Below are 19762 nucleotides of genomic sequence, written 5' to 3'. Positions count from 1 at the left end.
TAGAAACTCTTAAGCAATGGGCACTTCTCTCTGGAAGAATATCCATTGCTTTTTTTATTTTTAGCACTATAATTCGGCTTTCAATACCTTTAGCTTCGAGGGATATGCTGAGTTATGGATTGGCTTCAGGACTTGTATGTCGTAATGATAGCTGGGCTGATTTTTTCTTGCATAGGTCTTTCCCTAACAGTTATTATCCTTGCTGCGAAAAGGCTCTTCGTTAAGGTGCGCCCTTGCAAGCTTCGTATCAACGAGGACGACTCCAAGACGAAAGTTGTGGATAGCGGGCAATCTCTTCTGTCAGCCCTTCTATCATCGGGAATCCCTATACCTTCTCCCTGTGGGGGGAAAGCAGCTTGTAAGCAGTGTAAAGTTTGTATCAAAAATGCGGATACGCCCTTAGAAACCGATAAGTCTACATTTTCAAAAAAGCAACTTACTGAAGGATGGCGACTCTCTTGTCAGTACAAAGTTCAGCACGATCTTGATCTAGAAATAGAGGATCGCTATCTAAATGCTACGACATGGGAAGCAGAAGTAATATCTAACCAAAATGTAGCCACTTTTATCAAAGAACTTGTGGTTAAAGTTGATACGAATACCAACGTCCCCTACAAACCTGGAGGATATCTACAAATAACCGTACCGCCTTATAAAACTAATACTTCCGATTGGAAAAGAACTATGGATCCCCAGTACTTTTCAGATTGGGAACATTTTCACTTATTTGACACTACCGTAGATTATTCCTTCCTAGGAGAACATGAAATTCAAAGAGCATATTCTTTAGCTTCATACCCCAAAGAATCTCCTATACTGAAATTTAATATCCGAATAGCTACCCCTCCTTTTGTAAATGATTCTCCAAAAGAAGATATCCCCTGGGGGATCTGTTCTTCTTATATTTTCTCCCTAAAGCCTGGAGATAAAATACTTATTTCAGGCCCTTACGGAGAATCTTTCATGAAAGATGACGAACGACCGTTGATATTTCTTATAGGAGGTGCTGGATCTTCGTTCGGAAGAAGTCATATCATGGATCTCCTCAAAGATAAGAACAGTTCTAGAGATATCACCCTATGGTATGGAGCTAGATCCTTGAAAGAGAATATCTACGAAAAAGAGTATAGAGAGCTAGAAGCTGCCTTTCCAAACTTTCATTATCATCTTGTTCTGTCTTCGCCTTTACCTGAAGATATCCAAAGTGGCTGGGATACTAAAGATCCGATAAAAACTAATTTTCTATTCAAAGCTTTTGAATTAGGACAACTGAGTAAGTTAGATAATCCCGAAGATTACCTGTATTACGTCTGCGGTCCTCCTTTACACAACAGCAGCATTCTGAAATTACTAGATAATTACGGAGTAGAAAGATCATCTATTGTCCTTGATGATTTCGGCAGTTAGAAACAGAGGAGCTTCAATTGAAGCTCCTTTTTTTTAAAAGGGCAGAAGAGGAGTTCATAACTTACCACTACATTACCAGCATGCACGGTAAAAGCTTTCTCCTCATTCCAAAATACAAAGAAAAGCCAGAAGAAAGAAAAGAGCTTAAAAGAACTTTGCCACATGCAAAAAAAATAGGCTAAGTAAGTCAAGATAATAAAACTAATTGCAATAGGGAACTAGAAGTTGACGGATAGAAAAGACCCTGTCCTTAAAGAAAATTACAAACAGAGGCTAATGAACTTCGGTTGAAAAATTAAAAAGCAAAACCATATAAAAATCAGTATCGCTAATAAATTCAAAGAAAAGACTCGTATTCACAAAATTTCTCTGCGACGATCTTATCTAAGCACAAAAAAAAAGAGAGGCTAAAACCTCTCTCCTGATCTAACTAGAAACAGTTAGGAATAAAAAAAGAAAACTTGGCAACGACCTACTCTCCCATACTCTTGTGTACAGTACCATCGGCGATAAAGAGCTTAACTTCTGAGTTCGGAATGGGTTCAGGTGTATCCTCTTCTCTATTGTCACCAAGCTAATTCTGGTATCGTTTTCACGTATACTAATAGACGCTTAAGAAAGCCTATGGAAAGACTCACAAATGATCATCAAACTCAACAACAAAGCCTACTAAGCTTTGTCTATGACAAAAAGGCCAAGTCGATGGACATATTAGTATTGGTAAGCTAAACACATTACTGCGCTTACACCGCCAACCTATCAACCACGTAGTCTACATGGAGTCTCATAGGGATACCTTATCTTGAGGGAGGCTTGGCATTTAGATGCTTTCAATGCTTATCCTTTCCGAACGTAGCTACTCGGCTATGCTTTTGGCAAAACAACCGACACACCATTGGTTCGTCCATTCCGGTCCTCTCGTACTAGGAACAGCTCCTCTCAAGTATCCTACGCCCACAAAGGATAGAGACCAAACTGTCTCACGACGTTTTGAACCCAGCTCGCGTACCGCTTTAATTGGCGAACAGCCAAACCCTTGGGACCTTCTCCAGCCCCAGGATGCGATGAGCCGACATCGAGGTGCCAAACCGCCACGTCGATATGAACTCTTGGTGGCGATCAGCCTGTTATCCCCGGAGTACCTTTTATCCGTTAAGCGACGGCGATTCCACTTTCCACCGCCGGATCACTAAGCCCGACTTTCGTCTCTGCTCGACTTGTAGGTCTTGCAGTCAACCTATCTTATACCTTTACGCTCTTCTCGTGATTGCCAACCACGATGAGATAAGCTTTGGGCTCCTCCGTTACTTTTTAGGAGGATACCGCCCCAGTAAAACTGCCCGTCTGGCAATGTCCGTTCTCCAGATTCATGGAGCAACGTTAGATTCCCAATTTGTTAAGACCAGTATTTCAACGGTGACTCCCACCTCCCTGACGAGAGATGCTCATAGTCTCCTGGCTATGCTACACATAACAAATCAAAAATCAATACCAAAGTACAGTAAAGGTTCACGGGGTCTTTTCGTCCTTTTGCGGGTAAACAGCATCTTCACTGCTACTACAATTTCACCGAGTCTTTCGTTGAGACAGTGCCCAGATCGTTACACCATTCGTGCAGGTCGGAACTTACCCGACAAGGAATTTCGCTACCTTAGCACCGTTATAGTTACGGCGGCCATTCACCAGGGCTTGGGTTCAATGCTTTGCCTTACGACTAACATATTCCTTTAACCTTTTGGCATTGGGCAGGCGTCACACCATATACTTCCCCTTGAGGTTTGCATAGTGCTGTGTTTTTGTTAAACAGTCGCCTGGGCCATTTCTCTGCGGCCTTCCAGAGCTCATGCCGTAAAGACAATCACCCCAAAAGGCTCCCCTTATTCCGAAGTTACGGGGATAATTTGCCGAGTTCCTTAACGAAAGTTATCTCGCGCGCCTTAGAATACTCATCTCGCCCACCTGTGTCGGTTTTGGTACGGTCACCATCAACGGCTAGAAATTATTTCTTGAAAGCCTTGCGCCACACTATCGGTTCCTCCGAAGATTTCCCTTAATCACAACCTAGCCTTATGTTAGCGGATTTGCCTACTAACCAGCCTCATTGTGCTACGGACACATCCAATCGTCCGCGTGCTTAACGTACTCCGTCATTCCATTGCCATAGTTTTAGGTGGTACAGGAATATTTAACCTGTTACTCCATCGTCTACGCGTTTCCGCCTCGACTTAGGGGCCGACTAACCCAGGGAAGACGAGCTTGACCCTGGAAACCTTGGGCTTACGGCGAGGGAGATTTTCACTCCCTTTATCGTTACTTATGCCATGGATCTTCACTAGTATACGCTCCAACGCTTCTTACGATACATCTTCACTGCTGTATACTACGCTCTCCTACCGCGCACATCTCAAAAATGTGCACCCGCGATGTCGGTTTTATGCTTAGCCCCGATTATTATTGGCGCAATGATTCTCGATTGGTGAGCTGTTACGCACTCTTTAAATGATTGCTGCCTCTAAGCCAACATTCCAACTGTCTTAGAATCACCACTTCCTTACTCACTTAGCATAAAATTTGGGACCTTAATCGGCGATCTGGGCTGTTCCCCTCTCGACAACGAAGCTTAGCCCCCGCTGTCTATCTCCCGGACTCGCTTTTGGTATTCGGAGTTTGATTTCCGTTGGTAAGTCGGTAGACCCCCGCTAGAATTCAGTGCTCTACCCCCAAAAGCTTAATATCCGAGGCTAACCCTAAAGTTATTTCGGAGAGAACAAGATATCTCCAAGTTTGATTGGCCTTTCACCCCTATTCACAACTCATCCAAACCTTTTTCAACAGGTACTAGTTCGGTCCTCCACATAGTTTTACCCATGCTTCAACCTGGTCATAAATAGATCACTTGGTTTCGTGTCTAAATCAAACGACTAAACGCTCTTTTAAAACTCGCTTTCGCTTCGGCTCCGGAACGTATATCCCTTAACCTCGCCGTTTAACTTAACTCCCTGGCTCATCATGCAAAAGGCACGCCGTCAGCCGTAACTCCTAAAAGAAGCCATAGGCCTTCGACCGCTTATAAGCTACTGGTTTCAGGTTCTATTTCACTCCCTTAACAAGGGTTCTTTTCACCTTTCCTTCACAGTACTGGTTCGCTATAGGTCATCGACTAGTATTTAGCCTTGGAGAGTGGTCTCCCCAGATTCAAACCAGGTTTCACGTGTCTGGTCCTACTCAGGAATCGAATAGAGTCTCTTGTTTTTTCGCTTACGGGACTATCACCCTGTATCGTTTAACTTTCCAGAAATATTCAGCTAAAACTTAAAATCTCGTGTTATCGACCCTACAACCCCGCATTGAAAATACGGTTTGGGCTCCTCCCCTTTCGCTCGCCGCTACACAGGGAATCTCTTTGATTTCTTTTCCTCTGCTTACTAAGATGTTTCAGTTCAGCAGGTGTCGCCTTATACGCCTATGTGTTCAGCGTATAATGATAGAATATTAGTTCTATCGGGTTTCCCCATTCGGATACCCCCGGGTCATAGCTTATACCAACTCGCCGAGGATTACTGCAGGTAAACGCATCCTTCATCGCCTGTCGATGCCAAGGCATCCACCAATAGCTCTTAATAACTTGGCCTGTAAATTATTGATCCATGCAAGTCAACTTTCACCATAAACTGTATTCTTAAACGTCTACTACTATATGTGAAAATACTTGATACCATTATTTACATAACATACTTAATCACAATATTCTTGAATGTATAGAGAACAACACTTGACAACGCAAAAGAGACAGAATGAGGATATAAAACACTTGCCCAACCTAGTCAGGTTGTCAAAAACAACCATCCTTGTCCTTAAAAGGAGGTGATCCAGCCCCACCTTCCGGTAGGGCTACCTTGTTACGACTTCATCCCAGTCATCAGCCTCACCTTGGGCGCCTCTCTCCTAAAAAGGTTGAGTCAACGACTTAAGGTGAAACCAACTCCCATGATGTGACGGGCGGTGTGTACAAGGCCCGGGAACGTATTCACGGCGTTATGGCTGACACGCCATTACTAGCAATTCCGACTTCATGTAGTCGAGTTGCAGACTACAATCCGAACTGGGGCCGGCTTTTGGGATTTGCTCCACCTCGCGGTCTTGCTACCTTCTGTACCGGCCATTGTAGCACGTGTGTCGCCCTGGGCATAAGGGCCATGCTGACTTGACGTCATCCTCGCCTTCCTCCTGGTTAACCCAGGCAGTCTCACTAGAGTTCCCACCCGAAGTGCTGGCAACTAGTGATAAGGGTTGCGCTCGTTGCGGGACTTAACCCAACACCTCACGGCACGAGCTGACGACAGCCATGCAGCACCTGTGTATCCGTCCTTTCGGAAAGCGACATTTCTGCCGCGGTCGCATACATGTCAAGCCCAGGTAAGGTCCTTCGCGTTGCATCGAATTAAACCACATGCTCCACTGCTTGTGCGGGCCCCCGTCAATTCTTTTGAGTTTCACCCTTGCGAGTGTACTCCTCAGGCGGCACACTTAACGCGTTAGCTACGACACGGATGGGGTTGAGTCCATCCACACCAAGTGTGCATCGTTTACGGCAAGGACTACCAGGGTATCTAATCCTGTTTGCTCCCCTTGCTTTCGCGCCTCAGCGTCAGGAGTAAATTAGAAAAGCGCCTTCGCCACTGGTGTTCTTCCACATATCTACGCATTTCACCGCTACACGTGAAATTCCCTTTTCTCCATCTACCCTCTAGAAAGATAGTATTGGATGCTGGCTTGAGGTTGAGCCTCAAGATTTAACATCCAACTTTCCTTTCCGCCTACACGCCCTTTACGCCCAATAAATCCGATTAACGCTAGCACCCTCCGTATTACCGCAGCTGCTGGCACGGAGTTAGCCGGTGCTTCTTTACCTGGTACGCTCAAGTTTTCTGGATATTAGCCAAAATCCCTTATTCCCAGGCGAAAGTGTTTTACAACCCTAAAGCCTTCATCACACACGCGGCGTCGCTTCGTCAGACTTTCGTCCATTGCGAAAGATTCTCGACTGCAGCCTCCCGTAGGAGTCTGGGCAGTGTCTCAGTCCCAGTGTTGGCGGTCAATCTCTCAATCCGCCTAGACGTCATAGCCTTGGTAGGCCTTTACCCCACCAACAAGCTGATATCCCATAGACTCTTCATCAACCGAAAGGCCCGAAGGTCCCCTTCTTTAATACGCTAAAGAATCCTTTGCGCACCACATTCGGTATTAGCGATCGTTTCCAACCGTTATTCCCAAGTTAAAGACAGATTATCTATGTATTACTAACCCTTTCGCCACTAAACAACAGCAAGCTGTTGCTCCGTTCGACTTGCATGCCTCATCCACGCCGCCAGCGTTCAATCTGAACCAAGATCAAATTCTCAGAAAAAAAATAAATCAAATTAATCAACGGATTTTTTAAAAATCCTCACAAGCATTTTATATATTGGCCTGCATTCTATCTCATTTGCATTGTCAAGACTTCGAAGACGCTAACCTAGCCGCCCTCACTCCCTCTCAGAGGAGCTGTTTCTTTCCCTGCTTGGATCGCAGCGAAGAAGAAATCGAGATATTACAATAAAGCCATTTATTTATGCAACAACAATGCTGTTATTTTTTTCGAAAAAAACTTCAAAACGCCTTGAGAATCTATTGTGAAGGCAAAAAAAATGATGTTCATCACAGCGAACAAATGACTTTCCATTATGCCAGCTATCCAACTCCTCTAGAAAAACCCTTTCCCTCTTGTAAAAAAAATTTAATCAACGCCTAACTTATAATAGAGTAAAGTTTCCGTTCCCGATTTTGCCTTTTACTTCTAAAACTCTTCTTTTCCTTGAATTATCAACAGAAAAATCTTAGAATGCCCCCAACTTAGTTTCCTGGCGAACGTAGCTCAGCTGGTTAGAGCGTCGGATTGTGGTTCCGAAGGTCGCGGGTTCAAGCCCCGTCGTTCGCCCTCCTTTGTGCTTTTTTTCTTTTGATTTTATTGCTATAACAACAAGTGCGATCACCATGCCAAGGCGGACAATGTCTAAGGAAAAAAAAGCTCCGAAGTTTTCTCTCCTCCCTTCTCTTCCTCCTTTAGTCAAAGCCATTATTTATTTGTTCTGGTCTTTTTTCTCCTGCTTAAGTTTGATTAGCTTTCACCCTAATCAGCCGTGCACCCAAAACTGGATAGGTTTATTGGGGTGGTCTCTAAGCACCATTCTTACCTATTCTTTTGGTGCTGCTGCACTGGCTTTTCCTCCTTATCTCCTCCTCTTATCTATATTTAATTTTAGAAAAACACCTCTCCAACTAATCAGAAAAAAACACCTAGCCCTGGCTACAATCTTAGTGTCTCTCTCCTTCCTGCTATCGATGGTCTCTCCTACAACGACTTTACCCTCCTACCTAGAAAATAAGTTACCGCAATTTTCTATAGGGTTAAACTCTCCTGTCTCTTACCTAGGAGGTATTCCCTTCTACATCGCGTATACAGGACAGTCCATATGTGTAAAACACCTGATCGGACGTGTAGGTACTGCTGTATTTTTTTCTATCTCCCTAATTGCTTCTCTGCTTTACCTGACTAATGGTTTCGCTTTCGCGAAAAAAAAAATTTTGGGAGGGCTGGCAAAAAAATACTTCTACCGCCTATTCCTTTTTTCACGAAAAGCCATGGCAAATCTTTTAGACAAAGGAAAATACCTACCAAAACCATCCATAAAAATTACCTCTAAACAACCTAGTAGTCCTTTAGTCCCAACCGTTATTTCTTCTTCAGAGTCATCAAAAAATTCTCATCTAGTTCCCACTGGCTCACAGGATTCTCTACTTCTACTCACCCCTCATCCCCAAGAGAGATCTTTCAAGAATTTTATTCAAGAGCCCTCACCCCTTCCTCATGACTACCAATCTCTCAACAACCTTAAGGGAGGAACACTCCCCCCATCCTCTCTAAACATAGACTCTTCGAAAAAGTCTTCTAAAATTACCCCATTACCTCTCCCTTCTCAAAAGACACCTTTAAGTAACATCACAAGGCAACCCTCAAAACTTCAGAGAACTACCCCCCTGCGCTGCCCTGAAGAATTTCTTCCAGATTGTCATTTGCTAAGCAAAAAAACTTCTAACTCCAACCTCTCTTTAAAGGAAGAGCTAAAAAACAAAGCGCAGGTACTTCATGAGACTCTTTCCAGTTTTGGTATAGAAGTTTCCCTAGGAAATATCTGTTCTGGGCCAACACTAGCCTCTTTTGAAGTCTTACCACAAACGGGGGTGAAAGTGCAAAAGATCAAAGCGCTAGAAAATGATATCGCTCTGAACCTACAAGCCTCCAGCATTCGGATTATTGCTCCCATCCCAGGAAAGGCTGCTGTAGGAATTGAAATTCCAAATCCCTATCCCCAAGAAGTTAATTTTCGCGATTTACTGGAGGATTACAGAAAATCTTCTACAAAACTTCAAATTCCACTTCTTCTAGGGAAAAAAGCCAATGGAGAAAATCTTTGGGCAGATCTAGCTACCATGCCTCATTTGATTATTGCAGGAACGACAGGATCGGGGAAATCTGTGTGCATCAATGCTATCGTGATGTCCATCATAATGACAACCCATCCATCTGACATCAAATTAGTTATTGTTGATCCCAAAAAAGTAGAGCTTACTGGTTATTCTGAATTACCTCACATGCTTTCACCTGTTGTGACAGAAGCTAAAGATGCCCATTCTGCTTTGATGTGGCTGGTAAGAGAAATGGAACATCGTTATGAAATCCTTAGAAGATTAGGATTAAGAAATATCCAGTCCTTTAACTCTCGCTCCGTCGATGAGGAAATTGAAAATTCGTCAGACATAGAAATTCCCGAAAAAATGCCCTTCATCGTTGGAATAATTGATGAATTAGCTGATTTGCTCTTATCATCATCCCAAGATGTTGAAACCCCTATTGTTAGATTAGCTCAAATGGCTCGAGCAGTCGGTATTCACCTTATCCTTGCCACACAAAGGCCCTCAAGAGAAGTAATTACGGGGCTGATCAAAGCAAACTTCCCATCAAGAATATCGTTTAAAGTTTCTAGTAGAATCAATAGCCAAATTGTTATAGATGAACCTGGAGCGGAAATTTTGATGGGGAACGGGGATATGCTTTTTCTATCTCCCTCAAGTTTTGGAACCATAAGAGCTCAGGGCGCGTATATCCGAGATGATGATATCAACAGAGTCATTCAGGACCTACGCAAAAAGTTTCCAACCAATTATATTGTCCCCTCTTTCGATACTTCAGACGTTAGTTGTGACGTAAACTTTTCAGAAAAAGATCCTCTTCTACAACAAGCTAAGGATCTTATTTTGCAGACAGGCAATGCGTCTACGACTTTTTTACAAAGAAAATTAAAAGTTGGATACGCCAGAGCAGCAAGTTTGATGGATCAATTAGAAGAAGCCGGAGTGATAGGTCCTTCAGAGGGAGCTAAACCTAGGAAAATTTTATCTCGATTACAACCCCCAGAGCATTTGCAATGATAGGTTTTTGCCCCTTAGCTTCAGGTTCTAAAGGGAACTGCTTTTTTTTAGGAACAGACAGCTGTAAAATTCTAATAGATCTGGGGATTGGGAAGAATACCGTCCTGTCCAGATTATCTGAACTGAGCATTCATCCCGAAGATATACAGGCTATACTAGTCACGCACGAACATACTGACCACACAGCAGGAATAAAAAGCTTTGCAAAAACTTTTGGCACACCAGTGATAGCTAATTTGGAAACAGCTAAATCTTTGTGCCGATCCCTGGAATTTCATCCTCAATTTAAAATATTTTCTACTGGAGACACTTTCAGCTTTCAAGATCTAATTATCCGATCATTCAGTGTTTGCCACGATGCAGCAGACCCTGTCGGGTTTGTTTTTTCCTACCAAGGCGAAAGGCTGGGTTTTTGCACAGATGCGGGCTTTGTCACTTCTCTTCTTATTACCGACCTCATGGATTGCGAGTATTTGGTAATTGAAGCAAACCATGAACCAGACATGGTGCTCCGCTCTTCTCGTCCGTCAATATACAAGAACAGGGTGTTAAGCAAGCTAGGCCATCTTTCCAACGACGAATGTGGCAAACTGCTAATGCAAATAACGTCCCCTAGGCTGAAGGGATTGTACCTAGCTCACCTCTCTGCCGAGACAAATACCGAACAACTAGCTTTTGATAAAATCAGCCATTATTTATCAGATATTTCTTCTGTAACTCCGAAAATAGCTTATCAAGACAAACTTTCTGAACCATTGTTTTTTGAAAAATCGACAAAATTAATATCGTCTCTATAATGGGCTTGGAACAACCTACTCTTTCCACATGGCCACTACTGATACAGAGAACGACTTAAATTTTATCAATCTATCCCTAGGAGGAGGCCCTGACCAGGGAACCTCATACTCCATAGACAGAGCATCGCAACTCTTAAACTTTCAATTCCTCCCTAATTTAACATTTTCCGATTGGGAAGTAGAAGCGGCTATTAAGCATCTTTGTAAAAAGGCCGAAAAACGTCACTTAGTTTCCCTTTCTTCCAAATGGTTAGGTAAATTTCACAAAAAAGAATTGGAGACTCCTTCTTTTAACTCATTCGTTATTTCCTGGATTAACTCTAATATTGGATACGGAGTTTTCGCTTTGGAAAACATTCCGGCATGGAGTTATATCGGAGAATACACTGGCATATTGAGAAAAAGAAAAGCTGTGTGGATGGATGAAAATGACTACTGTTTTCGCTATCCTCTGCCACTATTTACAATAAAATACTTCACAATTGATAGCGGAACCTGCGGAAACTTTACTCGGTTTATTAACCATAGTGACAATCCTAACGCAGAAGCTATAGGCGTTTTTCATGATGGACTCTTTCACGTCATTATCCGCACTATTAGGCTTGTAAAAAAAGGCGAAGAGATCTGCTACCACTATGGACCCCTCTACTGGAAGCACAGAAAAAAACGAGACGAGTTCATCCCCAGAGAAAGCTAAAGCTTCTCATAAGTTCCCATCAATTCAGCTTTTGTCAATATATGCTCTTCCATTGAAGCTAAAAGCCGGTCCCTGGTCATTGCTGTTTCTTGCTCCAGGGAACAATCCAGCGCATATAAGGTAAAAAAGTAACGATGCCTTTTATCCGGAGGGCAAGGCCCCTGGTACACTGAAGCTCCAGACGTGTTTATCCCAAAACAAGCGGGCAAGACTTCACCCTCTTTTACACCTGTAGTTTCAGGTGAAATGTTGTACACGATCCAATGAATCCATAGTTGGTCCTTTCTAACGTACTCCGGAACATCGGGATCCTCCATTATCAATGCCAAAGTCTTAGTGTGTTTGGGCACATTTAGAAACATCAACTCAGGAGAAACCTCTATTCCTTGGCAAGTATGCTTAACGGGAATCTCCCCTCCATAAGAAAACGATGGACTAATAAGCTCCATAACAACAATCCCTGCAATTCGTCCCTATTTTTGAAGTCCCCTATCCATGGCTACGAAGGGAACTTCTGACAAATTCTCTATTTGTCTTTTCAAAGAAATGATATTACCAAGCAATCCAATAACAGACAAACAATTGAAAAAGACCATCCCGGTAAAGCCAATATCTCCTAGAATCCAAACAAGCCGCACATCCATAAGCCCACCAAAAGGAATAAGTGCTATGAATGCTATTTTCAACCCAGAGTTAAGCGATGAACTGCAAGAGAAATAAGACAACCCTTTTTCTGCGCAAACGAACCATGTCAACAAAGTCGTGAATCCAAACAACAACATCGCAATGATAACAACAAGCATACCTAAGGGGCCCAAAGAGTCTGAGAAAGCTTTTATAATCATAAGCGTTCCTGTTTCACCGGAAGAATATGCTCCCGAAACAAGCAACACCAAAGTAGTTAATGAACACACAATTAAAACAACAATGGGGGGAACTAAAGTAACAAGACCGTCTATAGCTGGGCTACGCGACCGAGAATTTGACTGAAGAACAGCAACCATACCACTGCCACAATCTGTAGCCATAACTGCTCTGCTAACCCCTGTTGACAAAACTTTTGACAAGGAATAACCACCTACCCCTCCTGCAACAGCACTGATCCCGAAAGCCGAGCTCCATATATCTTTCAAAGCTGCAACAATATTATTAGAATGAATTCCAATGACCGTCACGCAAGCAAGAAAATAAAACCCCGCTACAAAGGGAATTATCTTGGCTGAAAAACGCATCACCCGAACTTTTCCGCCAGCTAACACAGGAATCACTAAAAACATGATTAACAAACCAATGAGGGAAGCCACCAAGGGAGAACCTTTAGAACATAGAGACACTACAGAACTAACTTGGACAATATTTCCTGCAGAAAATGCTGTGATCAGCATAAAAATGCAGAAAAATGCGGCACACACCTTACTTTGTAAACCTTTTACTAAACAACCGATGGGCCCTCCTAAAAATTCTCCTTGGCTATTCAGATAGCGGTACTTTATACCTATGTAAGACCCAAAAAACTGCAAAGCAGAGCCGAGCATCCCGGCAACCCAGATCCACACAATAGCGCCGGGTCCACCGCAACTAAGAGCCATCGCCATACCAACGATATTGCCAGTACCAAAATTACCCGCCAAAATTGTAGCTATGACTTCGTAGCGAGAAACAGTTCCAACTATCCCTTCGGTTTTCTCTAGCTCCTGGCCAAGCATAAAGCGAAACCCCTGAAGAGCCCTAGTAAACTGCACTCCACGAAATCTTAGAGTTAACATTCCTCCAAGAAATAAGATCAAGGGGAATATGATATAAGAAGAAACTATCTCGTTAAGGGCATCTAAAAAATACATAGACATTTCAAAATTAAAATTACTTTACTCTGGCACGTATTGAGAAAATCTTTTTAGGCCTTTTGGGAGGTCATTGCCGCATCCAAAAGCTCTGACCAATTCTCACCTTGAACAAGATCCGAGACCACCTTAGCATCTATCCCTAAGGAAGTAGAAAAAGACTCTACGTTACTGGAAGAGAGCAAACCCTGAGAAGCCGCCAATGAAAAAGCCTCCCCGAGCTTTTCTGTGAAAAGATTCCAGACCCAGTCTCGCCCCCGCATTTTCTCTAATCCCTCGACTAAGGAAGGATCGGAAGCTAGGGTTTCTAGAAGAGCTAGAGGATGTATTTCCTGAATTCTGTCCAAAGCTTCCAAAATTTTTCTTTGAGACAGAGCCAAAGACACGGTCGATTTCTCTGCAGCAGAAGACACGACAAACTTCATATCACGTTTGTCCTGCTCAGAAACGCTAGCTGAGTAATCCTTAAACTTACCAGTCAAGGTATGCTTTCCCTTCTTCTTTCTTCGAGACCTAGAAAGCAGCCTCTTTACCCCAAACTTTTTGGGCAAAGACCTGCCTTCGACGCGCTCCATTGTACCAGAAGAAGGGTTTTTCGTGGAACTGCCTATCTTATCTGATCTCATACACCCAGTGAGTAACAAAGCACTCGAACAAAGGATAAACAACAAGCTGGCATTTAGACTGTTCTTCATAGTTATGATTTCTAACAAATTTTGGGAAATTATACCAACTTTCCATTAAAAAATCGTTCGAGAGAGCAATTTATTGAGAATAAAAATATTTTTATCTGCAAAGATTACTTGTTTTTCTCGAGTTGATTTGATATTGGCCATTTTGTTATGAAGGATGGGTTTCCCGAGTTAAGCCCCGCTTAAAACTGGGAGTCGATCAACTAAAAAAAGGCATTTCAGTATGTGTAGGTTTCTTTGTGGTCTTTTCTTGGCGCTCCTAGTTACGCCGATTCCATCTTTCCCTTTGCCTAACTCTTCTTCTACTCCAGGCAAGGCCGCAGCAAAAATTGGCTCAGAACTCTGGATTGAGCAGAAATTACGACAATATCCGGAGCTCCTTTGGCTCGCAGACGTCCCTGCACATTTGTCTGCCCAGCGTCTAAACACTGATGAAGGCTCTCAACACTCTTCAGAAACATTATTCGAAAGGGAATCTCCAGAGTTTGACTCCACCATCCGCTCTCTCATATACCTACACCTTCTGTTGAATGGGTCTCGGTTGTCGTATGTAACTTTAACTAAGCTGGTAAAATCGAATGAAGCCTTGCCCTCATTCAAGTTATTTCAATCTTTGCATAAGCAATTAGTTAAATACTTGAACTCGCCCAAAGCTTTTGATAACTCTGTCAAGATCTTGGAAACTTCTTTAGTGCTTAAAAATATTGGATGCTCACGCAAAGCAAGGCAACTATTCCAACCATACTTTACGGAAAACGATCCAGCATTATTTTATGACAAAGCTATGCTTGTCTTAAAGGCTTTTCCAGAGTTAAGTCCCTCTTATAGTCGATTGTCTACAGAACAAAAAGATGCCTTTCTTTCTCTTAGAAAATTAGGAAATTATGGCGATCTTCTATCCTTAACCAAATCTCCATCGAAGAAGTTGCTTCAGTTGGGTAGGACGAAACATCCTGTAGTCCTTTTGGACGTGTGCCTATACAACTTAGATGCTTTTGGATCAGGATCTTACAAAGAAGATTTTTTTCAAAATCTGCAAGTCTTTTCTGCTTACCTCCAGCAAAACTCAACTGTGGAGGAAGCTTTTTCTCGCTATCTAAATTTTCGCGCAAATAAACTAGGTCTAGAAGGTCAATCCAAATCAGACATGACGCTTGTCCGCCTTTCCTCATTAATGAATATTTCTTCTCCGAGTGAAGCCGCTGCTCTTTTCTGGAGCTTTCACAATCTTTCTTCTGAAGAGATGGAATATATTACTTCCGCTTTTTACTCAACCGGCGGGGAATACTTGGAAAGAGACATCAAAGGATTACCCGCCCTAACTGTAGGACTTGCTGCCATCACGCCCAATACAATTGTGGGTATTGAGCCTCGTCTCAGACAGGTCTTTTCTGCCACCCTGTCCTTATTGGCGAAAGGGTTGAAAACTGAGAAGGATATGCTGCAAAAACAATTACTGCCCAAAGGTACTGTTTTGGATTTCGTCGAAACTGCTAGTACTTTCGGAGGATTGAACGTTTTTTCAGACACGATTTCTGTGCGCATTCATCTCAACGGATCTGTAAGCATTTATGCATAATCCTCCAGTTATTAAACGAATCCTAGGGAAAAAGCTGTTGTCCACTATCTAGATTCCCTTATAATCAGATCTTTGTTTTTTGATTTAGATCGAAGGGACTATATGTTAGATATCCGCTTACTTAGGAAGAACCCAGAAGAGTACGAAATTCGTTTGCGCTCAAAAGATCCTTCTATCTCCTTAGCCCCATTGCTTGCTTTAGATAAAACTGTTCGTTCTCTCAAGACTGAGTCGGAGGGCCTTGTTGCCCAAAAACGTGTTTTATCAGAGAAGATACACACTCTAGGAAGGGAAAGTCCCGATACTCTTCCTCAGCTTTTAGAGCAAGTAGAGTCATTGTCCTCTCGTATTAAATCTCTGGAAAATGAATTAAATCAGTCTGAATCTGAGCTGATGGATATGTTGGCTCGAATTCCTAACCTCCCTGACGAAGGTGTCCCAATTTCTCCAGGAAAAGAGGGTAACGTTGTTATCAAAACTGTAGGAGAAAAGCCCAGTTTTGACTTCTCCCCCCTACACCATCTAGAACTTAATCAAAAGTTAAATTTGTTAGATTTTCGTCTCTCAGCAAAAACAACAGGTTCTGGGTGGCCAGCTTATCGCGGCATGGGGGCCCGCCTAGAATGGGCTTTGCTTTCCTATATGCTAGACAAGCAATACTCTAAGGGCTTCACCTTGTGGATGCCACCTTTGGCTGTACGTCAAGACATTCTGTTTGGATCTGGCCAGATTCCTAAATTCGATGGCCAATATTATCCGGTAGAGGATGGGGATAAGCAATTGTTTCTCATCCCAACAGCTGAAGTAGTCTTGAACGGTTTTCATTCTAATGAAGTTTTAGAACTTTCCGACTTGCCATTGATGTACGCCGCGTTTTCCCCTTGCTTCCGAAGAGAAGCAGGAGCTGCTGGGGCCAACGAACGAGGTCTTGTACGCATGCATCAATTCCACAAAATTGAAATGTTTTCTTTTGCTACATTAGAAACCGAAGACGTTGTTTTTGAGAAATTTTTAGAAGTTGCTGAGGAGATTCTGCAAGAGTTAGGCTTACATTATCGACTTTCCCTCTTGTCTACGGGTGATATGTCTTTTACGGCAACTAAAACTATCGACGTAGAAGTATGGCTTCCCGGACAAAAGTCTTATTATGAAGTATCCTCTATATCTAAATGCGGAGATTATCAATCTAGAAGATCAAATACGAGATATAAGAATAAAGATGGCAAAATGAGTTTTGTACATACGTTGAATGGTTCAGGACTAGCGACCCCTCGTCTCTTTGTTGCTATTTTAGAAAACTATCAACAAAAAGATGGTTCTGTAAAAATTCCTAAAGTTCTTCAACCCTATTTAGATAATAAAGAACTCTTATCTCCCATTAATTAATATAGAGAAAAACTATGGGCAATTTACACCCTCATTTTGGGTCACATAGCGCAAAAGATCATGTAAAAGTTATCAAAGATAAGCATGCTGTTTGTAAGGGAGAGCCTCACAACACTTATTACGGCTTCCTCTACTGCATGCTAAAAGAAGTTTATCGCTTGGCCGTTTTTTCTGGACTGCTTCGGCTACTTTTTATTTTTTCTGCGACACCTAAAAATCAACATCTCCCTCTGATGCTTTCTTTAGGAGTAGCCCTTATCTTTTCCCAAGCATGCACAAAAGCTAGAAATGCTTGGTCTTATATAGAACTCTGTCACCGATCTATCGATGAAGAAAAAGTAGAAATTGAAAACAACTTTGATTATGAAAAAGAAGAACTTACGTCTATCTTCTCTAACAAAGGTTTTAAGGAACCGCTGCTAGAAGAAATGACTGAATACGTCAGTTCTGATTCTAAACTTATCTTAGACACCATGATTAGAGAAGAGTTAAATATAGATCTAGAAAACTTTCCTCATCCTTTGACTCAGTCTCTATCTACAGTTCTTGGTGGATGTTTGGGCTTGTGTATTTTTACACCTTTGATGCTGTTGAACCATCTTCTACTGGCTTGTTTTTCATCAATACTAGCCGTGGCTGTTGTTTCTTTTGCTAGAGCCAAAATGATAGGGAACCGCACTATTGGCGAGGCAGTGTGGGGGATGGCTATCTTCATCACGTCCTTGGGCGTAGCTTATTCCTTGCTAAGAATTTTTTAGGCGTGACTTAGGTTGTTACTATTGTTATTACCATTGAGGAGTTTTTGTGTTTAAAAAACTATTTCCTTCCCCTTTCTCTCCAGAGCTCATGACGGATTTTTTTGATTCAGGGATGTCGGAAGATAGAAGTCCTTTGCTTACTCAGGCTGGGAGATCTATTAGCAAAAGCTTGCCTCTTAAAACTTCCCTGCTATCGTTAACAACTTACCTGATAGCTCTTTTTTTGCATTTGGGACAGCGTTACTGTCCTGGGCATGCACTGATGTATCTTCACCTATCACATTTTTTTATTTTGATGACTTTTTTCTTGTCTGGGACTCCCGCCATCATAAAATCTCTCGAAGACTTAGCTGAAAAAGAGTTCAACATAGACGTACTGATGACCATTGCAGCTTTCGGATCCATTTTCATCGGAAGTAGCTTGGAGGGAGCTTTACTGCTTGTTTTATTTTCTATCTCAGAAGCCTTGGGTGAGTCTGTTTCTGAACGTGCCAAAAGTACTCTTTCATCGCTCAAGCAACTCTCTCCACAGACGGCCTGGATTTTTGATGACACCGGAGTTCTGAGAAGCAGATCTATAAAATCTATTCAAGTCGGAGATACTATACACGTCAAAAGTGGAGAAGTAGTTCCTTTAGACGGAGAGGTCACACGAGGAACATCATCGGTAAACCTTATGCACCTAACGGGAGAAAAAGTACCTATATTTTGCAAAGAAGGTTCATTGGTACCTTCAGGAGCAAGAAACTTGGAAGGAGCCCTCGACCTAAAAGTACTAAAGACTGGGGCAGACTCTACTTTAGAACACATTATTCAGCTTGTCGTTCGAGCTCAACAGACCAAACCGAAACTACAGCAAAGATTAGACAAGTACTCCTCAGCCTATGCTGTCAGCATTTTCACAATTTCTCTAGGGATAGCCTTTCTTGTCCCTCTACTATCCTCTATGCCCTTCATCAATATTCAAGACTTGAGCAACTGCTCCATCTATCGTGCTTTAGCCTTTTTAATTGCTGCTTCTCCTTGTGCTCTCATTATAGCAGTACCAATAGCCTACCTAAGCGCTGTTAATTCCTGCGCCAAACAGGGAATTCTCCTCAAAGGAGGTGTTACCTTGGATCGGTTACTGGCGTGTAACATGGTCGCTATGGATAAAACGGGAACATTAACAACTGGTCAACTTACTTGTCTTGGCTGGGATTTCTTTGGAGAAACCCCGTTTAAGAATCAGTTTTTGTCTATAGTGAGGGGTGTTGAGCAATCAACCACCCACCCCATAGCTCAGGCTATAGAAAACTTCATTGCAAAGCATAATATCCCACCTGCTGCTTTAGAAAAATATGTTGCTAAGCCTGGAGAAGGAGTTCAGGCCTATATCGATGGCAAATCCGTCTTTGTTGGCAAAGTGGACACAGCCATCAAAAACATCTCTCCTCAATACTTGCCGCAAATTCGTGTCCTCATTTCTGAGGCTAAAGCACGAGGAGAAATTTGTTCTTTAGCTACTGTAGGCTCTTCTGCTGCTATTTTTTATTGCAAAGACACTCTAAGATCTGATGCACAAGAGGTTGTAAAAAACTTATCCGACAGCGGGTTAAAGATAGTAATGCTAACAGGAGATCATGAAATTAGCGCTAAGAACACAGCTAATCTTTTGGGAATAGACCACGTTTACGCCAATCTAGCTCCGGAAGATAAATTGAAAAAATTGGATTCTTTATCACGGTCTAATCGAATGATGATGATTGGGGATGGGATCAATGATGCCCCGGCTCTAGCTAAGTCTTTTGTCGGTATAGCCATGGGAGAAGCAGGCAATGCAGCTGCTATAGATGCTGCCGATATTGTATTGCTTAACAACAACTTAGCTTGCCTACCCAAATTATTAAAGAAAGCAAAAAAAACTCGGTTTATAGTATCCCAAAACATTGCTTTAGCTCTTTCCATAATTTTCTTTGTCTCAGTCCCTGCATCGTTAGGAATTATTCCTCTGTGGATGGCTGTCATCCTTCATGAAGGCAGCACCGTTGTTGTGGGATTAAACGCACTTCGACTACTTAAAACTTAGTGGGTCTG

Annotated in this window: 12 protein-coding genes, 1 tRNA gene and 3 rRNA genes; 10 read left to right on the top strand and 6 right to left on the bottom strand. The window is 42.4% G+C overall.

The genetic code is table 11. The features are described 5' to 3' along the window. Positions 1 to 114: 114 nt before the first annotated feature. Positions 115 to 1407, top strand: coding sequence for an NADH:ubiquinone reductase (Na(+)-transporting) subunit F (gene nqrF, locus KJA62_RS00250; protein ID WP_213318050.1), 1293 nt, complete (start codon positions 115 to 117; stop codon positions 1405 to 1407). Between the two features lie 17 nt (positions 1408 to 1424). Next, positions 1425 to 1589 carry a hypothetical protein gene (locus KJA62_RS00245; protein WP_213318049.1) on the top strand — a complete coding sequence of 55 codons (165 nt, stop codon included), beginning with the start codon at positions 1425 to 1427 and terminating at the stop codon, positions 1587 to 1589. A gap of 277 nt (positions 1590 to 1866) precedes the next feature. Here KJA62_RS00245 and rrf read toward each other — a convergent pair. The 3 genes from rrf to KJA62_RS00230 form a co-directional block, all read right to left on the bottom strand. Next, a 5S ribosomal RNA gene (gene rrf, locus KJA62_RS00240) occupies positions 1867 to 1981 on the bottom strand. A gap of 116 nt (positions 1982 to 2097) precedes the next feature. Beyond that, positions 2098 to 5038 (bottom strand): 23S ribosomal RNA (locus KJA62_RS00235). 226 nt (positions 5039 to 5264) lie between these two features. Beyond that, a 16S ribosomal RNA gene (locus tag KJA62_RS00230) occupies positions 5265 to 6814 on the bottom strand. The 16S, 23S and 5S rRNA genes sit together here, the layout of an rRNA operon. Before the next feature lie 496 nt (positions 6815 to 7310). On the opposite strand from KJA62_RS00230, the gene KJA62_RS00225 reads away from it, so the two are divergent. From KJA62_RS00225 to KJA62_RS00210, 4 genes are all read left to right on the top strand, one after another. Then, positions 7311 to 7384 (top strand) — tRNA-His (locus KJA62_RS00225). Positions 7385 to 7455: 71 nt separating this feature from the next. Then, the gene (locus KJA62_RS00220) at positions 7456 to 9936 is read left to right on the top strand and encodes an FtsK/SpoIIIE family DNA translocase (protein WP_213318048.1); all 2481 of its coding nucleotides are present in this window, start codon (positions 7456 to 7458) and stop codon (positions 9934 to 9936) included. Further along, positions 9933 to 10733, top strand: coding sequence for an MBL fold metallo-hydrolase (locus KJA62_RS00215; protein WP_213318047.1), 801 nt, complete (start codon positions 9933 to 9935; stop codon positions 10731 to 10733). The genes KJA62_RS00220 and KJA62_RS00215 overlap by 4 nt, the downstream gene beginning before the upstream one ends. Positions 10734 to 10761: 28 nt before the next feature. After that, on the top strand, positions 10762 to 11430 hold the full coding sequence (locus KJA62_RS00210) for an SET domain-containing protein (RefSeq protein ID WP_213318046.1): 669 nt from the start codon (positions 10762 to 10764) through the stop codon (positions 11428 to 11430). On the opposite strand, the gene KJA62_RS00205 is transcribed toward KJA62_RS00210, so the two are convergent. Genes KJA62_RS00205 through KJA62_RS05180 form a run of 3 tightly spaced genes read right to left on the bottom strand, consistent with a single transcriptional unit; the run spans position 11427 to position 13966 of the window. Beyond that, positions 11427 to 11879: a YbhB/YbcL family Raf kinase inhibitor-like protein gene (locus KJA62_RS00205; RefSeq protein WP_213318045.1), complete on the bottom strand. Its 453-nt coding sequence runs from the start codon at positions 11877 to 11879 to the stop codon at positions 11427 to 11429. The two genes, KJA62_RS00210 and KJA62_RS00205, sit on opposite strands and share 4 nt — an antisense overlap. Positions 11880 to 11903: 24 nt before the next feature. Continuing rightward, positions 11904 to 13277, bottom strand: a complete 1374-nt coding sequence (locus tag KJA62_RS00200) for an alanine/glycine:cation symporter family protein (protein ID WP_246481870.1) — start codon at positions 13275 to 13277, stop codon at positions 11904 to 11906. Between the two features lie 47 nt (positions 13278 to 13324). Further along, positions 13325 to 13966: a DUF8085 domain-containing protein gene (locus tag KJA62_RS05180; RefSeq protein ID WP_246481869.1), complete on the bottom strand. Its 642-nt coding sequence runs from the start codon at positions 13964 to 13966 to the stop codon at positions 13325 to 13327. Between the two features lie 220 nt (positions 13967 to 14186). Here KJA62_RS05180 and KJA62_RS00190 point away from each other — a divergent pair, with 220 nt between their 5' ends. The 4 genes from KJA62_RS00190 (at position 14187) to KJA62_RS00175 (ending at position 19754) form a co-directional block, all read left to right on the top strand. Beyond that, positions 14187 to 15542 (top strand): hypothetical protein, encoded by a 1356-nt coding sequence (locus KJA62_RS00190; protein ID WP_246481868.1) that lies wholly within the window; start codon positions 14187 to 14189, stop codon positions 15540 to 15542. Between the two features lie 102 nt (positions 15543 to 15644). Further along, the gene (gene serS, locus KJA62_RS00185; RefSeq protein ID WP_213318044.1) at positions 15645 to 16928 is read left to right on the top strand and encodes a serine--tRNA ligase; all 1284 of its coding nucleotides are present in this window, start codon (positions 15645 to 15647) and stop codon (positions 16926 to 16928) included. Positions 16929 to 16942: 14 nt separating this feature from the next. Then, positions 16943 to 17686 (top strand): VIT1/CCC1 transporter family protein, encoded by a 744-nt coding sequence (locus tag KJA62_RS00180; protein ID WP_213318043.1) that lies wholly within the window; start codon positions 16943 to 16945, stop codon positions 17684 to 17686. A 46-nt stretch (positions 17687 to 17732) separates the two neighbouring features. After that, a complete protein-coding gene (locus KJA62_RS00175) occupies positions 17733 to 19754 on the top strand; it encodes a heavy metal translocating P-type ATPase (protein WP_213318042.1) in 2022 nt (673 codons plus the stop codon). Positions 19755 to 19762: the final 8 nt, after the last annotated feature.

Origin of the sequence: Chlamydiifrater volucris, assembly GCF_902806995.1 — a bacterium.
Classification (GTDB): domain Bacteria; phylum Chlamydiota; class Chlamydiia; order Chlamydiales; family Chlamydiaceae; genus Chlamydiifrater; species Chlamydiifrater volucris.
Note: the sequence above shows the minus strand (reverse complement) of the source record. Positions and strands in the feature narration are given on the sequence as shown.

Excerpts from the sequence above, each read along its gene's own strand:
- nqrF (WP_213318050.1), top strand. The coding sequence starts at position 115 with ATGGATTGGCTTCAGGACTTGTATGTCGTAATGATAGCTGGGCTGATT.
- KJA62_RS00220 (WP_213318048.1), top strand. The coding sequence starts at position 7,456 with ATGTCTAAGGAAAAAAAAGCTCCGAAGTTTTCTCTCCTCCCTTCTCTT.
- KJA62_RS00215 (WP_213318047.1), top strand. The coding sequence starts at position 9,933 with ATGATAGGTTTTTGCCCCTTAGCTTCAGGTTCTAAAGGGAACTGCTTT.
- KJA62_RS00210 (WP_213318046.1), top strand. The coding sequence starts at position 10,762 with ATGGCCACTACTGATACAGAGAACGACTTAAATTTTATCAATCTATCC.
- KJA62_RS00205 (WP_213318045.1), bottom strand. The coding sequence starts at position 11,879 with ATGGAGCTTATTAGTCCATCGTTTTCTTATGGAGGGGAGATTCCCGTT.
- KJA62_RS00200 (WP_246481870.1), bottom strand. The coding sequence starts at position 13,277 with ATGTCTATGTATTTTTTAGATGCCCTTAACGAGATAGTTTCTTCTTAT.
- KJA62_RS05180 (WP_246481869.1), bottom strand. The coding sequence starts at position 13,966 with ATGAAGAACAGTCTAAATGCCAGCTTGTTGTTTATCCTTTGTTCGAGT.
- KJA62_RS00190 (WP_246481868.1), top strand. The coding sequence starts at position 14,187 with ATGTGTAGGTTTCTTTGTGGTCTTTTCTTGGCGCTCCTAGTTACGCCG.
- serS (WP_213318044.1), top strand. The coding sequence starts at position 15,645 with ATGTTAGATATCCGCTTACTTAGGAAGAACCCAGAAGAGTACGAAATT.
- KJA62_RS00180 (WP_213318043.1), top strand. The coding sequence starts at position 16,943 with ATGGGCAATTTACACCCTCATTTTGGGTCACATAGCGCAAAAGATCAT.